General features: G+C 53.5%; 18 protein-coding genes. 11 read left to right on the plus strand and 7 right to left on the minus strand.

What is annotated here, in order from left to right; all coding sequences use genetic code 11:
* Positions 1-63 precede the first annotated feature (63 nt).
* Positions 64-513, plus strand: a complete 450-nt coding sequence (locus tag B4C79_RS11660; protein WP_171098329.1) for a hypothetical protein — start codon at positions 64-66, stop codon at positions 511-513.
* A gap of 5 nt (positions 514-518) precedes the next feature.
* Here the strand turns inward: B4C79_RS11660 and rraA are convergent, their stop codons facing one another.
* The gene (gene rraA / locus B4C79_RS11665; RefSeq protein ID WP_171098327.1) at positions 519-1,010 is read right to left on the minus strand and encodes a ribonuclease E activity regulator RraA; all 492 of its coding nucleotides are present in this window, start codon (positions 1,008-1,010) and stop codon (positions 519-521) included.
* A gap of 78 nt (positions 1,011-1,088) precedes the next feature.
* Positions 1,089-2,093 (minus strand): AraC family transcriptional regulator, encoded by a 1,005-nt coding sequence (locus B4C79_RS11670; protein ID WP_171098324.1) that lies wholly within the window; start codon positions 2,091-2,093, stop codon positions 1,089-1,091.
* Positions 2,094-2,218: 125 nt separating this feature from the next.
* Between B4C79_RS11670 and B4C79_RS11675 the strand changes: the two genes are divergently transcribed.
* Positions 2,219-3,097, plus strand: coding sequence for a metal-dependent hydrolase (locus B4C79_RS11675; RefSeq protein ID WP_171098321.1), 879 nt, complete (start codon positions 2,219-2,221; stop codon positions 3,095-3,097).
* A 368-nt stretch (positions 3,098-3,465) separates the two neighbouring features.
* Here the strand turns inward: B4C79_RS11675 and clpB are convergent, their stop codons facing one another.
* Positions 3,466-6,054, minus strand: a complete 2,589-nt coding sequence (gene clpB, locus B4C79_RS11680; protein WP_171098319.1) for an ATP-dependent chaperone ClpB — start codon at positions 6,052-6,054, stop codon at positions 3,466-3,468.
* Between the two features lie 123 nt (positions 6,055-6,177).
* On the opposite strand from clpB, the gene B4C79_RS11685 reads away from it, so the two are divergent.
* Positions 6,178-6,702, plus strand: a complete 525-nt coding sequence (locus B4C79_RS11685; protein ID WP_008251809.1) for a hypothetical protein — start codon at positions 6,178-6,180, stop codon at positions 6,700-6,702.
* Between the two features lie 16 nt (positions 6,703-6,718).
* On the opposite strand, the gene hemW is transcribed toward B4C79_RS11685, so the two are convergent.
* Genes hemW through dinB form a run of 4 tightly spaced genes read right to left on the minus strand, consistent with a single transcriptional unit; the run spans position 6,719 to position 10,694 of the window.
* Positions 6,719-8,023 carry a radical SAM family heme chaperone HemW gene (hemW, locus tag B4C79_RS11690; protein WP_291741147.1) on the minus strand — a complete coding sequence of 435 codons (1,305 nt, stop codon included), beginning with the start codon at positions 8,021-8,023 and terminating at the stop codon, positions 6,719-6,721.
* Positions 8,024-8,062: 39 nt separating this feature from the next.
* On the minus strand, positions 8,063-8,692 hold the full coding sequence (gene rdgB, locus B4C79_RS11695) for an RdgB/HAM1 family non-canonical purine NTP pyrophosphatase (protein WP_291751495.1): 630 nt from the start codon (positions 8,690-8,692) through the stop codon (positions 8,063-8,065).
* Between the two features lie 23 nt (positions 8,693-8,715).
* Complete coding sequence (gene rph / locus B4C79_RS11700) at positions 8,716-9,447, minus strand: ribonuclease PH (protein ID WP_171098314.1); 732 nt, start codon at positions 9,445-9,447, stop codon at positions 8,716-8,718.
* A 38-nt stretch (positions 9,448-9,485) separates the two neighbouring features.
* Positions 9,486-10,694 (minus strand): DNA polymerase IV, encoded by a 1,209-nt coding sequence (dinB, locus tag B4C79_RS11705; RefSeq protein WP_291741837.1) that lies wholly within the window; start codon positions 10,692-10,694, stop codon positions 9,486-9,488.
* Positions 10,695-10,765: 71 nt separating this feature from the next.
* Here dinB and B4C79_RS11710 point away from each other — a divergent pair, with 71 nt between their 5' ends.
* The 8 genes from B4C79_RS11710 to B4C79_RS11745 all read left to right on the plus strand — a co-directional run bounded on the left by B4C79_RS11710 (position 10,766) and on the right by B4C79_RS11745 (position 17,924).
* Positions 10,766-11,695 carry a YicC/YloC family endoribonuclease gene (locus B4C79_RS11710; protein ID WP_291741827.1) on the plus strand — a complete coding sequence of 310 codons (930 nt, stop codon included), beginning with the start codon at positions 10,766-10,768 and terminating at the stop codon, positions 11,693-11,695.
* 82 nt (positions 11,696-11,777) lie between these two features.
* Complete coding sequence (locus B4C79_RS11715) at positions 11,778-12,680, plus strand: hypothetical protein (RefSeq protein WP_291741824.1); 903 nt, start codon at positions 11,778-11,780, stop codon at positions 12,678-12,680.
* A gap of 70 nt (positions 12,681-12,750) precedes the next feature.
* Entirely contained in the window at positions 12,751-13,398 is a 648-nt protein-coding gene (gmk, locus tag B4C79_RS11720; RefSeq protein WP_291741821.1) for a guanylate kinase, read from the plus strand.
* A 9-nt stretch (positions 13,399-13,407) separates the two neighbouring features.
* On the plus strand, positions 13,408-13,614 hold the full coding sequence (gene rpoZ / locus B4C79_RS11725) for a DNA-directed RNA polymerase subunit omega (protein ID WP_008251793.1): 207 nt from the start codon (positions 13,408-13,410) through the stop codon (positions 13,612-13,614).
* 118 nt (positions 13,615-13,732) lie between these two features.
* Positions 13,733-14,554, plus strand: a complete 822-nt coding sequence (gene minC, locus B4C79_RS11730; protein ID WP_291741814.1) for a septum site-determining protein MinC — start codon at positions 13,733-13,735, stop codon at positions 14,552-14,554.
* A gap of 10 nt (positions 14,555-14,564) precedes the next feature.
* Positions 14,565-15,377 (plus strand): septum site-determining protein MinD, encoded by an 813-nt coding sequence (gene minD, locus B4C79_RS11735; RefSeq protein WP_008251789.1) that lies wholly within the window; start codon positions 14,565-14,567, stop codon positions 15,375-15,377.
* A 4-nt stretch (positions 15,378-15,381) separates the two neighbouring features.
* Positions 15,382-15,636, plus strand: a complete 255-nt coding sequence (gene minE / locus B4C79_RS11740; protein WP_008251787.1) for a cell division topological specificity factor MinE — start codon at positions 15,382-15,384, stop codon at positions 15,634-15,636.
* A 59-nt stretch (positions 15,637-15,695) separates the two neighbouring features.
* Complete coding sequence (locus B4C79_RS11745; protein ID WP_171098301.1) at positions 15,696-17,924, plus strand: RelA/SpoT family protein; 2,229 nt, start codon at positions 15,696-15,698, stop codon at positions 17,922-17,924.
* Positions 17,925-18,007: the final 83 nt, after the last annotated feature.

Genomic DNA, 18,007 nt, shown 5'->3' on the forward strand with positions numbered 1-18,007 from the left:
GGTTCGTGTGAACATTTTGGCCTTGCCGAACCACTCAAAAAAAAACAACCAACGGACATCCACATGACTCGCTCGCTTCCATCCCACATGGTTGGTCAGAACCAATATGGCTTGATCTCATCTGCCGCGAACCACAACCATTCAGTTCGGATTGGCACTACAGGGTGCGCGCTTTGCGTGGGCCTGGCCTTGTGGCGCGAGTCCGATGGCAAGGCCTTGGTGGCTCACATACAACCGGATCAATTGCACAAGATTAAAGAATCAGTTGATCGAATTTATCAACTGATCCCGAATCCCAGCAAATTCTTGTGCGTGACGGCCGGCGTGGACAAAAGCACCAATGAAATCGTTGATTCGCTGGTAAAAACTTATGGCACGCTGCCCATCGTGAAAAAAGGCTACGATGAAATATCAATAGTTTCTGGCACTGGCGCCATTCGGATAAGTCGAACTTCGTTGATTCAAACCGATGAAACAAGGCCACCAAATTTTTTGACCGGAGACCTGTCCTGAAACAATTAGCTCAAGGCTGTTTCTGAAATCAAAACACCGTCCTCATCCGCATACACCCAATTGCCGGGGCGCACAGTGGTGAAACTCAAGGCCACTTCGATGTTCTCATGACCAATGCCTCGCTTCTGGCTTTTCATGGGGTGCGCAGCCAAGGCACGAATTCCCACATCACATTCATCCAGCTCCAGGGTGTCGCGCACGCAGCCATACACCACAATGCCCGCCCAATTGTTTTTCTCAGCCAGCATGCCCAAGTTGCCGCCCACCAGGGCGCAACGCATGCTTCCACCGCCATCGACCACCAATACTTTGCCCTGCCCGTCTTTTTCAAGGGCGCTGCGCACCAGTGAGTTGTCTTCAAATACTTTCAAAGTGTGGGCTTGCCCCATAAAACTGCTTTTCATGCCCCAACTTTGAAACATCGGCTCAACAACACGCAAAGTGCCTGCGGCAATTTTGTCCTCGTTGGCATCGCAAAGATCAGTGGTAGGGGTCATGGAAAGCTCCGAAAATTAAGTGAATGAATAGCCAAAATTTAAACATGAAATTCAGGCACTAAACATGACCGAAAGGTTTCACTGCTGATTTCTGAATTCCCTCGGGGAGATACCCTGCCATTTTAGAAATGCGCTTGTAAAGCTGCGGCGATCGGAATAGCCAAGGTTCGCAGCGATGGTTTCAATGTCAAGCACCGAGCCTTTCAACATCTCGCAGGCCAGTTCGTGGCGAACATCCCCCAGAATTTCAGCATACGACTTACCTTCGCTTTTAAGCCTTCGCTGCAAGGTGCGGGGGTGAATGTGCAGCACGTCGGCTATCGTCTGTATTGGTTCACTTAACATACTCAAGCGCGACTTCAACAAGCGCTTGATCTGTTTTTCAAGGGTTTGCTCCTCAACATCCGGCAACAGGCGGTTCAAAATTACAGCCTGCGCCTTGTGGTGTGCTGAAGGAATTCCTCCTGGCAAAGGCAAATCCAGTGCAGAAGAATCAACCACCAAACGGTTGTGGGCCTGCTGGAACAACACCGTGGTTTTTAGCACTTCTTGATAAGCAGATTCCAGCGTCAAAGGCGCATGGCGAAACTCAATCCGCTTGATCAAGTGTGAACCGGGGCTGAGAAGATGAATAAACTTCAATACGGCTGACATGGAAGCTTCAACAAAACCGGGCAGGTCTTCGTTCACACCTTCCGGATCGGACACCTTGATTTCCAGTGCAGCCTCGTCCCCCAGGTCAAGCGTGATGAAGTGCAAATTGGGGTGCAACAGCTTGGGCGACCAGTCCAGCACACGCATGGCCTCTTGTGGGGTTGAAGCGCTTGTCACAAAAGTGGCCAACTCGGGCAAGCCATCGAAGTTGAAAGAATCACCAAACACCAGGGGAAAGTGTTGGCTGGGCTTGCGTGCCTCAACCGCAGAGAACAAGGAACTGAAGCACGACAAAGACATGCGCCGGCGTGGGTCCCCGCTCATGTCAATTTCCAGTTTCAATTCTTGCATCACACTGTTCAAATCAATGTCGCAGCGCCGCGCGGCGTTGGCCAGGCTTGCAAGCATTTGAAAATTGATGGTTTCCACCAAACCCCCTGTAGCGTGATCAGATTAAATCTGTCGCGAATTCTTCCTTTTTTGTCATTTCAAATCATATCGTGTGTTGTGGTGATTCGGTAATCTTTATTCACACAATGCAGCAGGAGGCAGTCATGACAACAACATCGTTCAAAGAAGACATCGTGGTCCGGAAAGATCTGGATTTTGGAATCACCGACAAAGACATTCCACGCTATTGGATGGATGGAGACGCGTTCAAAACCCGCGTGATTGATGGTGTCCAAATGAGTTTTCCGGACGGCGAACGCTATTTCATCTCGAGCGTGCGGAATTTCAAAGACAAAATTACCGATCCTGAGTTGCTGAAGGCGGTAAAAGATTTTTCTTTTCAGGAAGGTCAACACGGCAAAGTACACACCGACTACAACAAGCGCCTGAAGGAACAAGGCGTACCGGTGGACAAAATGTTGCATGTAATCACAAAAATCATGAACCGCCGTTTGCAGGTGCTTTCGCCTGAATACAACCTGGCCATGACAGCCGCACTGGAGCATTTCACGGCCATGATGGCCGAGATGTTTTTTGCGCGCAAAGAGGTGATGGCGGGCGCGGATCATCGGGTTCGTGCCATGCTGGCCTGGCATGCAGTGGAAGAAATGGAACACAAGGCCGTGGCATTTGATGTCATGCAGAAAGTGGCCAAAGTAGGTTACTTCAAGCGAAGCCTTGCGATGGCTCACGCCATGTTCAACTTCACGCTCCACACCTTGGTGTTCACATGGATTATTTTGGGCACCGATGGTTTCAAGGGCTGGACCCGGTTCAAAATGTACTCGAAAGGCCTGGTGTGGCTGTTGGGACCCAAGGGGCTGTACAGCAGCCTATTGCCCAAATTGTTGAACTACTTCAAACCAGGCTTTCATCCATGGCAAGACCCCACTGTTCATAACTATGGGGTGTGGCTTGAAACCTTCAACAAGACAGGTAACCCGGTCGAGGCTGGCGAGGCAATGTACGCTGCAGCGCATTGATACGTGGGCATCGCGAGGCCTGTGTATTGTTCACTGTGCAGCGCAAGAACCAATACTCGCGCTGGAGAAGCCTGGCCCCAGTCACTTCTCTCGACAGCCCCGCCCAACGTGAATATTGCGGCGGTGGCCGTTCTGACCCCGTTCGGAATGGATGCCGCAAACGCTAACGCGTCTTGCGGAGCCGCTTCGCGTCTAATCCATTCCAAACGGGGAACGGCGGGCGGGTCTTGAACGTCGCGAGTAAGTGACTGGGGCAAGGCTTCTCAGGCGCGGAGTTTAGCGGCTTCGAAGAAAGAAGCCACGCGACTTCGAAGAAAGAAGCCACGCGACTTCGATGAGCACAGCTATGCGATTTCAAATAGCTGCACTCAGTGAACCACCCGTTCAAAAGTGAACGCCCCTTCCTTGAAGTCCACTGGTACCACGTCATTCGGCCCAAACCGGCCTTCCAGAATCATTTTTGAAACCGGGTTTTCAATGATTTGCTGGATGGCTCGCTTCAAAGGCCTTGCACCATACAAGGGGTCAAAACCTGCCTTGACCACTTCGGCCAATGCGGCATCACTGACTTCCAGGCGCATGTCGCGGCTGGCCAAGCGCTGCTGCAAACGCTGCAACTGGATGCGGGCGATATTCGCAATGTGCGCATTGTCCAAAGCGTGGAACACCACCAGCTCATCCACACGGTTGATGAATTCCGGACGGAAGTGCAGCTTCACCTCTTCCATGACCGCTGCTTTAATCACTTCGCCATCCTGACCCGCCAAACGCTGAATTTCAAGCGACCCCAAGTTTGAGGTCATTACAATCACTGTGTTTTTGAAATCCACCGTGCGGCCTTGTCCGTCAGTCAGGCGGCCATCATCCAGCACTTGCAACAGCACGTTGAATACATCGGGGTGGGCCTTTTCAACCTCATCCAGCAAAATCACGCTGTAAGGTTTGCGGCGCACGGCTTCGGTCAGGTAACCGCCTTCGTCGTACCCCACATAGCCGGGGGGTGCACCCACCAATCGGCTTACGGTGTGCTTTTCCATGAATTCGCTCATGTCGATGCGAACAAGGTGATCTTCCGAATCGAACAGGAAACCCGCCAAGGCTTTGCACAATTCTGTTTTACCCACGCCTGTGGGGCCCAGGAAAAGAAATGAACCCAAGGGCTTGTTGGGATCGGAAAGCCCCGCACGAGAACGGCGAATGGCGTCTGATACCAAAGTAACGGCTTCATCTTGCCCAACTACGCGCATGTGTAGGGCCGCTTCCATTTGCAGCAATTTGTCGCGTTCGCCTTGCAACATTTTGCTCACCGGAATGCCGGTTGCGCGGCTAACCACCTCTGCAATTTCTTCAGTGCCCACCTGGGTGCGCAACAGCCTGTTCGGCTTTTTTTCGCCGCCCTCGTTGTCTTTCACGTCGTTCAGCTTTTTCTCCAGATCGGGCAATTTGCCATACTGAAGTTCAGACACTTTTTGCCAATCGCCCTTGCGTTTCCACTGCTCGATTTCTGCGCGAATGTGATCAATTTCTTCCTTGATGGCCGCACTGCCCTGCACTGCTGCTTTTTCACTTTTCCAGATTTCGTCGAGGTCTGCATACTCACGCTCAAGACGAACAATTTCCTCTTCGATCAGGGCGAGGCGCTTTTTAGAGGCGTCGTCTTGCTCGCGCTTCACAGCTTCTCGTTCAATTTTCAGCTGAATGATCCGACGATCGAGCTTGTCCATTTCCTCAGGCTTGGAATCAATTTCCATCTTGATTCGCGCGGCAGCCTCATCAATCAAGTCAATGGCTTTGTCGGGCAGGAAGCGATCGGTAATGTACCGGTGGCTAAGCTCCGCAGCCGCAACAATGGCGGGGTCGGTAATGTCCACGCCGTGGTGCAACTCATAGCGTTCCTGCAAACCACGCAGAATGGCAATGGTACTTTCAACACTGGGCTCGCCCACCAGCACTTTCTGGAAACGGCGTTCAAGTGCTGCATCTTTTTCAATGTACTTGCGGTATTCATCCAGCGTGGTGGCGCCAATACAATGCAATTCGCCGCGGGCCAGTGCAGGCTTTAACATATTGCCGGCATCAATTGCACCCTCGGCTTTACCCGCGCCCACCATGGTGTGAATTTCATCGATAAACACAATGGTTTGGCCTTCATCAGCGGCCACGTCTTTCAATACGGCTTTCAGGCGTTCTTCAAATTCACCCCTGTACTTGGCACCGGCCAGCAACAAGGCCATGTCCAATACCAACACACGCTTGTTCTTTAAGGTGTCGGGTACCTCGCCATTGACAATACGCTGCGCCAAGCCTTCCACAATAGCGGTTTTTCCGACACCAGGTTCGCCGATCAGTACCGGGTTGTTTTTGGTTCTACGTTGCAAAATTTGAATGGCACGACGAATTTCGTCGTCGCGACCAATGACAGGGTCTAGCTTGCCCATGCGGGCACGTTCAGTGAGGTCTATGGTGTATTTTTTCAAAGCTTCGCGCTGACTTTCCCCATCGGCGCTGTCGACAGCTGCGCCACCGCGCACCTGCTCAATTGCAGTGTTCAGCGACTGGGCATTCAAGCCCGCCTCTTTCATGACCTTGGCCAAGCCGGTGCTGTCTTGCAAACAAGCCAGCAAAAAAAGCTCACTGGCAATAAACTGGTCGCCACGCTTTTGCGCCTCTTTGTCGGTGAGGTTCAAGGCAGCTTGTAATTTGCTGCCAATCTGGATTTGACCGGCATTGTTCGCCACTTGAGGCAGGTTGTTCACCTCGGCCTCAACGCCTTTGACCAACACCTGCGGGTTACCGCCCGCTTTGCTGATCACCCCTCGAACAGACCCCTCGCCCTGCTTGAGCATGGCCAACAACACGTGTGCAGGTTCAACTGTGGGGTTGTCTTTTCCCACAGCCAGGCTTTGGGCGTCGGCCAAAGCTTCCTGAAACTTGGTGGTGAGTCGATCTAAACGCATGTGTGCAAACCCTTCTTAACAATTTTGAGTCACAATACCCATGAACCGTATGTGTGGGCGAGCGTGGTGATTTCAAGATAACGCCAACACAAATGACTTGCACTATTTTTCAAGTACGCTGCCATGCAAATCAAACAACTCCAAGTTGCTTACGCGCCCGAGCATGATCGCATCCTGATGCGAATCAATTCGGCTGAAAACCAAGAGGTAAGGGTATGGCTGACGCGCCGCATGGTGCGCATGTTGATACCCAGCCTGGACGAGATGATGCAAAAACTACTGGCCAGCGACAGACCGCTGAACGAGGCGGGCCGCAAAGCACTGCTGGAAATGAGCCGTGAAGTATCGCTGTATTCCGCTGATTTCAAAAGCCCGTTTCAAGACAAAAATACCACCACGCCGCTGGGTGCTGACCCACTGCTGATTACCCAAATTGAACTGCGCCCCAGTGGCGAAGCGCACAACACCGATTTGGTATTGAAACTGGTTGCAGGCAGTGGCAAGGGATTTGAGATGCGAATGGCCGAACAGTTGCAGCACGGCTTCGCTGACTTGTTGATCAAAACCTGCGGGCAGGCTGATTGGGGTTTGCATTTCAAGAGTGTGCCCAGCATTATCGAGCGGCCAGAAACGCGCCACTTGAACTGAACCGGACTAAAAGCGCTTAACTGGCCAAGAACATTTCCTGAAGGTCATTCAGAAAACGAAAGCCCAATTCAGTGGGCTTGAACAAGCCAGGTTGGGTTTCAATCAAACCTTTGGTCAATGCCTGTTTCAAAGGCTTTTGCAAATCGCTCAATGGCCTGCCACAACGCTCCACGAACCAGCTTTCGGGTACACCATCGATTAAGCGCAAGGCGTTGAGCATGAACTCGAATGGCAACTCTTTCACGGCCAGGGTGCGCACCTCCAGCGGTTGCGCAGCGCCCTCCATTTCTTCCATATAAGCCATGGGGTTGCGGTGGCGGGTTTCCCGTTCAATGCGGTTGGGGTAGCTTATTTTTGCGTGCGCCCCGGCACCCAGCCCCAAGTAGTCGCCAAACCCCCAATAATTCAGGTTGTGCTGGCAGCGGTGTCCGGGTTTGGCAAAGGCCGAAATTTCGTATTGCTCAAAGCCTGCCTCCTTCGCAGCCTTGTGAACAGCCTCTTCAATATCGATCAAGGTGTCGTCATCGGGCAGAGGCGGCGGTTTTGCGGCAAACAGCGTGTTGGGCTCCATGGTCAACTGGTACAGGCTTAAGTGCGTGCTGTTCAGCGCCACAGCCTGCGCCACATCGGCCAGTGCCTGCTCCACGTTTTGATGGGGCAAGGCATACATCAAATCAATGTTCACTTCATCGAACAAGGCCACGGCACTGCGCACTGCGGCCAAGGCCTGCCCGCGGTTGTGCACCCGTCCCAAGGCCTTCAAGTGAGAATCCGAGAAACTTTGGACACCGATCGACAAGCGATTAACACCTGCTTTACGAAACCCTTCAAACCTGGCTTGTTCGAAAGTTCCGGGGTTGGCTTCCATGGTGATTTCGCCACTTTGCGGCATGCCCAAACGTGCACGCACCGCGCCCAACAATTCATCAATCAACTCGGGCGCAAACAGGGAAGGTGTGCCTCCACCGATGAAAATTGAGTACAACTTACGGCCCCAGATTTTGGGCAACTGTTGGTCAAGATCAGCAATCAGGGCATTGAGGTAACGGCGTTGCAAGTCCAAGGGCAGCGACTCTGCAAAACCCTGCTCACCAGCGATCGATGGATTCATGTCGACGCGCTGTATCTCGGACACCACCGGTACACCCACTTCACGCAGCTTGCTTTCCGGCGCCAAGTGGCTGTTGAAATCACAGTAAGGGCATTTGCGCACACACCAAGGCAGGTGAATATAAAGAGCCAAAGGCGGCATGGCGGCAAATCGAAGTTCACTGGGCATGAAGACACGGCCCACCAGGTTGCAAGCCGTGGTTGAAGCCATGAATGCCGGCTTGCCTGATTTTTCCTCGCCCTGCCCCACTTACACAATCGCCTTTTTCAAACCCAGCCGCTGCTGCAATTCCTGCAATAAGGCCTGGGTGGCCTGGGCACGATGGCTGAAACGGTTTTTCAGTTCCTTGGGCATTTGCGCCGCCGTGCACTGGTGTTCTGGCAACCAGAAGTGAGGATCGTAACCAAAACCGTGTTCACCTTGTGGTGTGTCAATGACCTCACCCCACCACATTTTTTGAGCAATGGTGGGTGTGGGGTCGTCGGCGTGGGCCACCCACACCATGGCGCAAACAAAATACGCGCGGCGGTCTTCAACACCCTTGAGCTTGTCAATCAAGCAGGCGTTGTTGTTGGCATCGCTTTTTTCTTGACCAAACAAAGTGGCATAGCGGGCCGACAACACGCCCGGTGCCCCCCCAATGGCCGGCACACACAAGCCCGAGTCATCGGCCAGCGCGGGGCGGCCTGTAAGGCGGCTTGCATGGCGCGCCTTGGTGAGGGCATTCTCCACAAAGGTATGAAAGGGCTCCTCGGCATCGGGCACACCCAGTTCACCTTGGGCCACCCAATTCACGCCCCAAGGGGCAAACAGGTCTTGAAATTCCCGCAGTTTGCCCTTGTTGCCACTGGCCAATACCCATTCGCTGTTCGGTACCATCGCTTTGTAATCCAAATTAATTTTTACGCCTGCAAAGCCGCTTTTTGCAGGCGAACCAGCTCAGCAATTCCGGCTGCAGCCGAATCCAGCATGCCATTCAATTCGTCCCGGCTAAAGGCATCGCCCTCGGCGGTGCCCTGCACTTCTACAAAGCCACCTTTCTCGGTCATCACCACATTCAAGTCGGTTTCGCAGGTGGAGTCTTCGTCGTAATTCAAGTCAAGCACCACCTGCCCATTGACCACTCCCACCGACACAGCCGCTACGAACTGCTTGATCGGGTTTTCAGCCAAAGCGCCGCTGGCCACCAGTTTGCCAATTGCATCTGCCACAGCGACCATGGCGCCCGTGATCGATGCCGTGCGTGTGCCGCCATCGGCCTGGATCACATCGCAATCAATTTTCAGGGTGCGTTCACCCAGCTTGTTTAAATCGACTGCTGCGCGCAAGGCACGGCCAATCAAACGCTGAATTTCCTGCGTACGGCCACTTTGCTTGCCCTTGGCCGCCTCACGATCCATTCGGGAATGGGTAGAACGGGGCAGCATACCGTATTCGGCAGTCAACCAACCCTGATTCTGACCCTTTAAAAAGCCCGGCACCTTGTCTTCAACGCTGCAGGTGCACAACACATGGGTGTCGCCGAAACGCACCATGACTGAACCCTCGGCATGCTTGGTGTAATTGCGCTCCAGGCTGATATTGCGCAAGGTGTGGGGGCTTCGCCCGTCAGGGCGGGCTGTGGTGGCATTCATTCAAATTCTCCAGTGCGTGTTCTTTCGTAGTGCACGCATTATGGCGCATCTTCAAGGTCGAGAAACAATTGGGCTTGCCCTTTGGTTCGCCTGCTTTCCTCGGCAGCCTTTTCAAGCGCATCCTCCGCAGGGGTAATCAGATGGCTGGCTTTGATTCCCAACAGGCGAATGGTTGATCTGGCTCCTTTGTCTTCAAACGGAATTTTCTTCAGGCAAGCTCGAGCGGCTTGCAAAACTTCATCCGCTGTGCGGACAGTCAAACCCGTGGTTGTATCGCGGGTCAGCGATTTGAAATCCGCGAAACGTACTTTCACGCCGATGGTTTTTGCCAACCGCTGTTTTCGGGCCAGGTCTTGAGAAAGCTTGTCCGCAAGGTGCTCAAGTACCTGCGTCAAATTGTCGCGTTGCCTACGCACATGCATGTCGTTCTCGAACGTGGTTTCACGGCTGATGCTTTTCGGTTCCGAAAACAAAGTGACTTCCCGCCGGTCAATACCATGGGCACTTTCATGCATCCAAAGCCCATAACTTTCGCCGAAACGTTCTCTAAGCAAATCGACAGGTTGAGCAGCCAGCTCGGCAATGCTGTTGACACCCATGGCTTTCAGCTTTTCCTGAGCCTTGGGCCCCACACCGTTGATTTTGCCCACCGGAAGCGGCCAGATTATTTCCTGAAACTGGTCGGGACGCACCACACTTAGGCCGTTTGGTTTTTGCAAGTCGGAGCAAATCTTGGAGGTCAACTTGTTCTCCGACAAACCCACTGAACAGGTCATGCCGCCAGTGGCCCGGGTTACCGCAGCCTTCAAGTGGCGCGCCAGTTCAATGGCCGCCTCGAAATCCCCCCCGGTTTCCCCGGTCAAATCAATGTAGATTTCATCGATACCGCGATCTTCAACGTTGGGTGCCAATTCCCGCACAGCGGTCTTGAACTGCCTTGACAGGGTTTTGTACCAGTCGAAATCGGCAGGAAGTAATACCGCATGGGGTGCCAACTTGGCGGCTTTCATGGTCGGCATGGCCGAATGTAAACCCAGCGCACGGGCCTCGTAGTTGGCGGTGGTCAACACCCCGCGTCCTTCATACTGAGCCAGTGTTGGAAACTGTTGCCCTGGCAGCGGCTGCATGCCTCGGCGCCCCCCAACAGCCACGGGCAAACCCCGCAAAGCCGGGTTGCGCACCAATTCGGCATTGGCGTAGAAGGCGTCCATGTCCAAATGGGCAATGATTCGACCCGACAAAAACACCCCCGAAGAAAACAAGCACCAGCCCAGAGTTTACAATCCATGCACCACCGACACACACGCACAGGCCGCAAATGAGCAAGGACAGCAAAAACACCGCAGCAGTACACAGCATGACAGGCTTTGCCAATGCACAAAGCACCACCCGTGCTGGCACCCTGAGCATGGAGTTGCGCAGCGTGAATTCCCGTTTTCTGGACCTGAACTTTCGCATGGCCGATGACCTGCGCATGGTGGAACCACTGATTCGCGAAAAACTGATGAACGCGCTGAGCCGTGGGAAGGTGGAATGCCGGATTTCCTGGGGACGTGCAGAGGGTGAAAAACGGATTCCGAAGGTTGATCTGGAACAAGTCAAACAATTGGCTGCAGTTGAGGCCAGCATTCAAAGCGCCTTGCCCAAGGCCAACGGCTTTCGCATTACCGAGGTGCTGAATTGGCCTGGTGTGGTCGAAGACAACAGCCTGAGCGGCGAAGAACTGCAAGAGACCATTTCAGCCTTGTGCGACCAGGCCATTGATGCCTTGAAGCAAAGCCGCGAACGTGAGGGTGCAGGCCTGGCGGCAGTGCTGTTGGAGAAAGTGGATGGCATGGAAGCGATTGTCAACAGCCTGCTGCCGATGTTGCCCCAGTTTTTGGCCCACTATGAGGGCAAGATTCGGGAACGCATGACCGAGGCTTTCGACAAAATCATTTCGGACAAAGCCAGCCACCTGACCGTGGAAGACCTTGAAGAACGCATCAAACACGAGGTGGCCTTGCACAGCGTACGCATTGATGTAAAAGAAGAAGTCGAGAGGCTGCAAACGCACTTCACTGAGGTGCGCCGTATTCTGAAAAAAGGCGGGGTGATTGGCAAACGGCTGGATTTTGTAACCCAGGAATTGAACCGCGAGGCCAACACCTTGGGCAGCAAAGCACACGCAATTGCGCAAACGCAGGCCTCAATTGACTTGAAGGTGTTGGTTGAACAGTTCAGGGAGCAAATTCAGAATATTGAATGAACGACCGAGTTTGGGATTGAACTGAACCAATCTGAATACCTGGGCACCCAATCGAACATATCCTTGTTCGAGACCCTGCCCAATGACCACGCCTGTCTCTTTTCTCAATCAACTACTTAAGTGCGTGTTACCCCATGCAGCCACAGACCCGCGCCTTGCCGGTCTGCTTTTGGTCGCCAAAGGGCAGCAGCGAGCGGCACAAGCCTTGTTGTGCCACCCCACACTGCGGCTGCAACGCTACGATCTCGCGCAATACCGGGTTGGTCAGGAAAAACTGGCTGATATGGACCTGATCAAAAGCGGTCGATTGGAAATTGGCAATTCCAGTCAGGGTGAAATTCCAAAAGTCAAAGTGGGTGAGCAATACAAATTTGAAAACACCTTGTCTGTTCAAGAGCGGATTGAGGCGCTTTCAGCTCCACAAACCTTGCCAAACGCGCCCCAAGATGGCCTGCAAGCACTACCGGTCAGTGCAGCTGAGCGCTGCGTGCTTCGGGACTACATTGCAACAGACGGATATTCACAAGCCATGAACGAATTTTTGCGTGGGGAGTTCAAGGGCGAGCCACAGCAGCACTCGGACATGCGAGAAAGAAGCTTGATACTGGTCAGCCTTTTGAATGCCTTGCCGGTTCAGTCCGCCCAGGCCCAACACAATCTGAACCCGAAATCCCCCATGTTTCAGACCTTGGTGGACGCCGAAAAAACTGGAAAGCCATTTGTGCCCGACTACTTTTTAAGCATGTGCAAGCGCGAGGATGCGTCGACTCCACTGATTCCAAGTGTATTTGGTGCTGTCAGCTGCATAATTGAATCCGAGCTGGCTAAAGACATTTCCGTGTCAAATGCCTTGCGGCCCAATGAACGGGAGTTGATCGCCGCCCCCATTTCAAGCTACAAAGTCAGCAAAGGAAGTGGATTCGGCGATGAAAGTTCTACAAAACCGTGGTTTGTTCTGACCGAGCATACGAAGCCTACTGAATAAGCACTCGACATGGCGAGTCTAGAGGAAATCCCATAGAATCACGGCTTGTTGATCTTTGTTCGAGCGCTTCATGACCGCCTTGGCCCAACCCCAACACCCGCCACAGTATTCCGGCAGCCTGTTTATCGTCAGTGCACCTTCTGGCGCGGGCAAGTCGTCTCTGGTGAAAGCGCTTCTGGCTGAAGTTCAGGGCATTGGGCTGTCCATTTCAAACACCACCCGCAATGCCCGCCCCGGCGAGGTAGACGGCAAGGACTATCATTTCATCTCCCAACCCGAGTTCGAAGCCATTCGCGATCAGGACGGCTTCCTTGAATGGGCCCATGTACACGGCAATTACTACGGCACATCCCGCGCCTGGGTTGAAGGGCAAATGGCCATTGACCGCGATGTACTTCTGGAAATCGACTGGCAAGGTGCCGAGCAAGTGGTGCGCAAGGTGGACAACGTGGTGTCCATCTTTATTCTTCCACCCAGCATGGAAGAACTCGAAAAAAGGCTGCGTGGGCGTGGCACAGACAGCGAAGACGTCATTTTGAAGCGAATGGGTGCCGCACAACTCGAGATCGAGCAAGCGAGACGCTTTGATTATGTTATCCTTAACGATGATTTCACACAGGCTCTTTTGGAGCTGAAATCAATCGTCTTCGCATCCCGTTGCCGTTTCAATCAGCAAATGGCGCGCCACGGGGCGCAACTCAAAAGTATTGGACTTTAAGGACACCAGATGGCCCGCATCACCGTTGAAGATTGCTTGAAAAAGATCCCTAACCGTTTCGACATGGCCCTGTGCGCCACTTACCGCGCCCGCATGCTGGCCCAAGGCCATACACCCAAAGTCAAATCTGACAAAGACAAGCCCACCGTGACCGCACTGCGTGAAATAGCAGCTGGGGAAATTGGTATTGAAATGCTGAAACGCGTGCCCATCTAATATCGGGCAATTGCGCATCTCAAAAAGCCCGAGACCGGCACACGGCTCGGGCTTTGTTCGTAAAATTGACTGAAAACTCAGCTGGCTGAAAACTCAGAATTCCCGGACCTCGATTACCTTGAACAAACCTTCCTCAGCATTGCTGGACATCAAATTTGCCAAAATCAAGGCAGTGACATTCGCTTTGCGCCCCGCTCCGCTGCAAGAAAGTATTGAGGCATTGAAGAAGCGCTTGGGCCCAACGCCCGGTGTGTATTCCGCCGAGCCTGCGGTGCTCGACTTTTCTGGCTGGAACGATACCGAACTGGCCGAGCATGGCATCGAATTGAAAACCTACGCAGAAATGCTGAGGGCTGCTGGCGTGCTGTTGGCTGAGGTGCGTGGCCAAAGCGAAGCCCTTGAAGCGCAGGCAGAAGAACTGGGGGTTCGTTTCGAAACCGCAGATGCTGATCAGCCTGAACCCGAAGCGGAATTGAAATCGGCACCACAGCCTGAAACACCTGAAGCAGCAATCACCGAGACACAAACGGCGGCTGAGACCGATTGCACACCGGTCAGCCACCCGGCTGTACCCAGTTTTGACAACCCCCGCCGAACCATGGTGATTGATCAATCAGTTCGCAGTGGACAGAAAATTTATGCCCAAGGGGCTGACTTGATCGTGATGGGTCAGGTGTCAGCCGGCGCCGAAGTCATCGCCGATGGCAATGTGCACGTTTACGGAGTGTTGCGTGGTCGCGCCTTGGCGGGCGCCGCAGGCGATACCCAAGCCAGAATCATCTCCACTTGTTTCGAAGCGGAACTGGTGGCCGTTGCTGGTTACTACTTAACTTTCGAAGGCGGCTTTCCCGAGGAAAACCGCTCCAAACCCACATTAATTCATCTTGACCATGGCACTGAGCCGGCAGTATTGCGACTCAAAGCCATCAACATCCGCTAGGAGACCATTTGTGAGTCGAGTCATTGTTGTTACATCCGGTAAGGGTGGCGTTGGTAAAACTACCACCAGCGCAAGTTTTTCCGCAGGCCTGGCCCTGCGTGGTTTTAAAACAGTGGTCATCGACTTTGACGTGGGTTTGCGAAACCTGGACCTGATCATGGGTTGCGAACGCCGGGTGGTCTACGACCTGGTCAACGTGATCAATGGCGAAGCGAGCCTGCAGCAAACCTTGATCAAAGACAAACACTGCCCGATGCTGTCCATCCTTCCCGCCTCGCAAACACGCGACAAAGACGCTTTGACCGAGGAAGGCGTGGAAAAGGTGATCAAAGACCTGATCGAGATGGGTTTCGAGTACATTGTGTGCGACAGCCCGGCTGGCATTGAGCGTGGCGCCGTGATGGCACTGACCTTCGCCGACGAAGCCATTGTGGTGACCAACCCGGAAGTGTCCTCGGTTCGCGATTCCGACCGGATCATTGGCATTTTGCAAGCAAAAAGCAAACGCGCCAAGGAAGGCGGCGAGCCTGTGAAAGAACACTTGTTGATTACGCGTTACTCAGCCAAGCGCGCCGCAGATGGCGAAATGCTGAGCTACACCGATGTGGCGGATCTGCTTCGCGTGCCCTTGCTGGGCGTAATTCCTGAAAGTGAGACCGTGTTGCAGGCGTCCAACCAGGGCATGCCGGTGATCCATGCCGAGGAAAACGACGCAGCCTTGGCCTACCAAGATTGCATTTCACGCTTCCTCGGTGAAACCAAACCCTTGCGATTCGTAGACTATGAAAAGCCAAGTCTGCTGAAGCGTTTGTTCGGAGGTTAAGGCCATGTCACTACTGAGCATGTTGTTTGGCGAAAAGAAAAAATCGGCCAATGTTGCAAAAGAACGACTTTCCTTGATCATTGCGCGCGAGCGTATAGACCAGGATGGACCCGACTTTTTGCCCCAAATGCGGGACGAATTGATGCAGGTGATCGCAAAATACGTCAAGATTGATCAGGAAGACGTGAAGTTTAACCTTCAAAAACAAGGCAATATGGAGATGTTGGAAGTCAATATCGTCTTGCCGGACCAGAAGTAAGACTGCACAATAGAAGATCGTAGTTTTAGTTGTAACAGTGGTACAAAATGCGGGGGGCAATGCAAGCCAGAGAACTTCAACCTGAGCCAAACCGACCCGATGTGGTCTCTATCGCACAGCTTATCGGACTAGCCTCGACTTATCTGCCCGAGGCTGAGATTCGGCGCGTTCGCGAGGCTTACAAGTTTTCTGACGTTGCGCACCTGGGGCAGTTTCGCGCCACGGGTGAACCCTACGTAACCCACCCCATCGCGGTGGCTGAACTCTGCGCCAGCTGGCGCCTGGACAGCCAGGCCATTCAAGCCGCCCTGCTTCACGATGTGATGGAGGACTCGGGCACCACCAAAGAAGACCTGATTGAGCGCTTTGGTGGCTCGGTGGCCGATTTGGTCGACGGGCTTTCGAAGCTCGACAAAATGGAGTTTTCTTCCCGGGAAGAAGCCCAGGCTGAAAACTTCCGAAAAATGCTGCTGGCCATGGCCCGAGACCTGCGGGTTATTTTGGTGAAATTGGCTGACCGTTTGCACAATATGCGAACGCTCGACATTATGAGCCCCGCCAAAAAACGCCGCATTGCACTTGAAACCCTCGAAATTTACGCCCCCATTGCCCACCGACTGGGCTTGAATGAAATTTTCCGCGAACTACAAGAACTGAGCTTCCAGCATGCTTACCCCATGCGTTATGAAGTGCTGAAAAAAGCGGTGTTGGCAGCACGAGGCAACCGCCGTGAAGTGGTGGGCAAAATTCTGGAAGCTGTTGAAAAGTGCCTGAGCGACGCGAACATTGAATGCCAGGTGTATGGCCGCGAAAAAGCCTTGTACGGCATTTACCGCAAAATGATTGAAAAGCGCCTGAGCTTTTCTCAGGTGCTGGATGTGTATGGTTTCCGCGTGGTGGTGAAAGACATGCCTGGTTGTTACATGGCCATGGGTATGCTGCACCAGTTATTCAAACCAGTTCCAGGCAAGTTCAAAGACTACATCGCCATTCCAAAACTGAACGGTTACCAAAGCCTGCACACCACCTTGCTGGGTCCGTACGGTACGCCAGTCGAGTTTCAAATTCGTACCGAAGAAATGCACCAGGTGGCCGAAAAAGGTGTGGCATCGCATTGGCTGTACAAAGGCGAAGGCGAAGCGCTGAACACCATTCAAACGCAAACCCACCGCCTGCTGCAAAGCCTGCTTGACATTCAAAACCAAACCGGCGACTCGGCCGAGTTTCTGGAACACATCAAGGTGGACCTGTTCCCGGATGCCGTGTACGTGTTCACCCCGAACGGCAAGATCATGAGCCTGCCCCGTGGCGCAACCGTAGTCGACTTTGCTTATGCAGTGCACACAGATGTGGGCAATCACTGTGTGGCTGCACGTGTGAATCAGGTGATTGAACCCCTGCGCACCATTTTGAAAAGTGGCGATGTGGTTGAAATTATTACTGCACCCCACAGCCGCCCCAATCCGGTTTGGCTTGGTTTTGTGCGCTCAGGAAAGGCACGCTCCGAGATTCGGCACTATTTGAAGTCCATGAATCTTGAGGAAACCGTGCGCTTGGGCAGCAGATTGCTGGAACAGGCGCTTGAAGCCGACCAGATCAAGCTTGAGCACCTCACCAACGAGGTGTGGGACCGTTTACAAAAAGACTCGCAAGTGAGCACCCGAGACGAATTGCTGGCCGACATTGGCGCAGGCCGCCGTGTGGCGCCAGTTGTGGCGCGCCGTGTACTGATCGCCATGGGCCGTGCTGATGCGAGGGTGGATGCACCTTCAGGCAACGTGGGTGAAGCCCGTGCGCCTATCATGATTCACGGTGGTGAAGGCATGTCGGTTCAACGCGCGCCCTGCTGCTTGCCAATTCCTGGCGACAATATTATTGGCTACGTGCGCAAGGGCTCAGGCTTGATCATTCACACCGACGAATGCGAAACAGCCCGCAAGCAGATTCGCAAGGAACCTGAGCGCTGGACCGATGTTCAGTGGTCGCCTGAAATTACCCGCCCCTTCGATGTGAATGTAGATTTGCAGGCGGTGAACGAGAAAGGCGCACTGGCCACGATTGCGGCCACTTTGTCAGATGCCGGAGCCAACATTACCAACCTGACGATGAGTGATGAAACGGCTTACCGCAAACTGTTGCATTTCACCATTCAGGTGACTGACCGTGTGCACTTGGCGCGCATTTTGATGGCGCTGCGCAGGCTTGAATACGTGGAGCGTGTGACCCGTGTGAAGGGCCGGGCTTTTGCGAAAGTGCGTTTGCCCGTGGCAGACACGGCGACACACTAATCGGCTTGGGTTCCGATCTCTCGCCGCTTTCTTGGTAGCCCACTCGGCTTGGATTTCGCTCTCTCGCCAGAAAACCTGTTGAT

Source organism: Limnobacter sp. UBA7229, assembly GCF_002473065.1.
GTDB lineage: Bacteria > Pseudomonadota > Gammaproteobacteria > Burkholderiales > Burkholderiaceae_B > Limnobacter > Limnobacter profundi.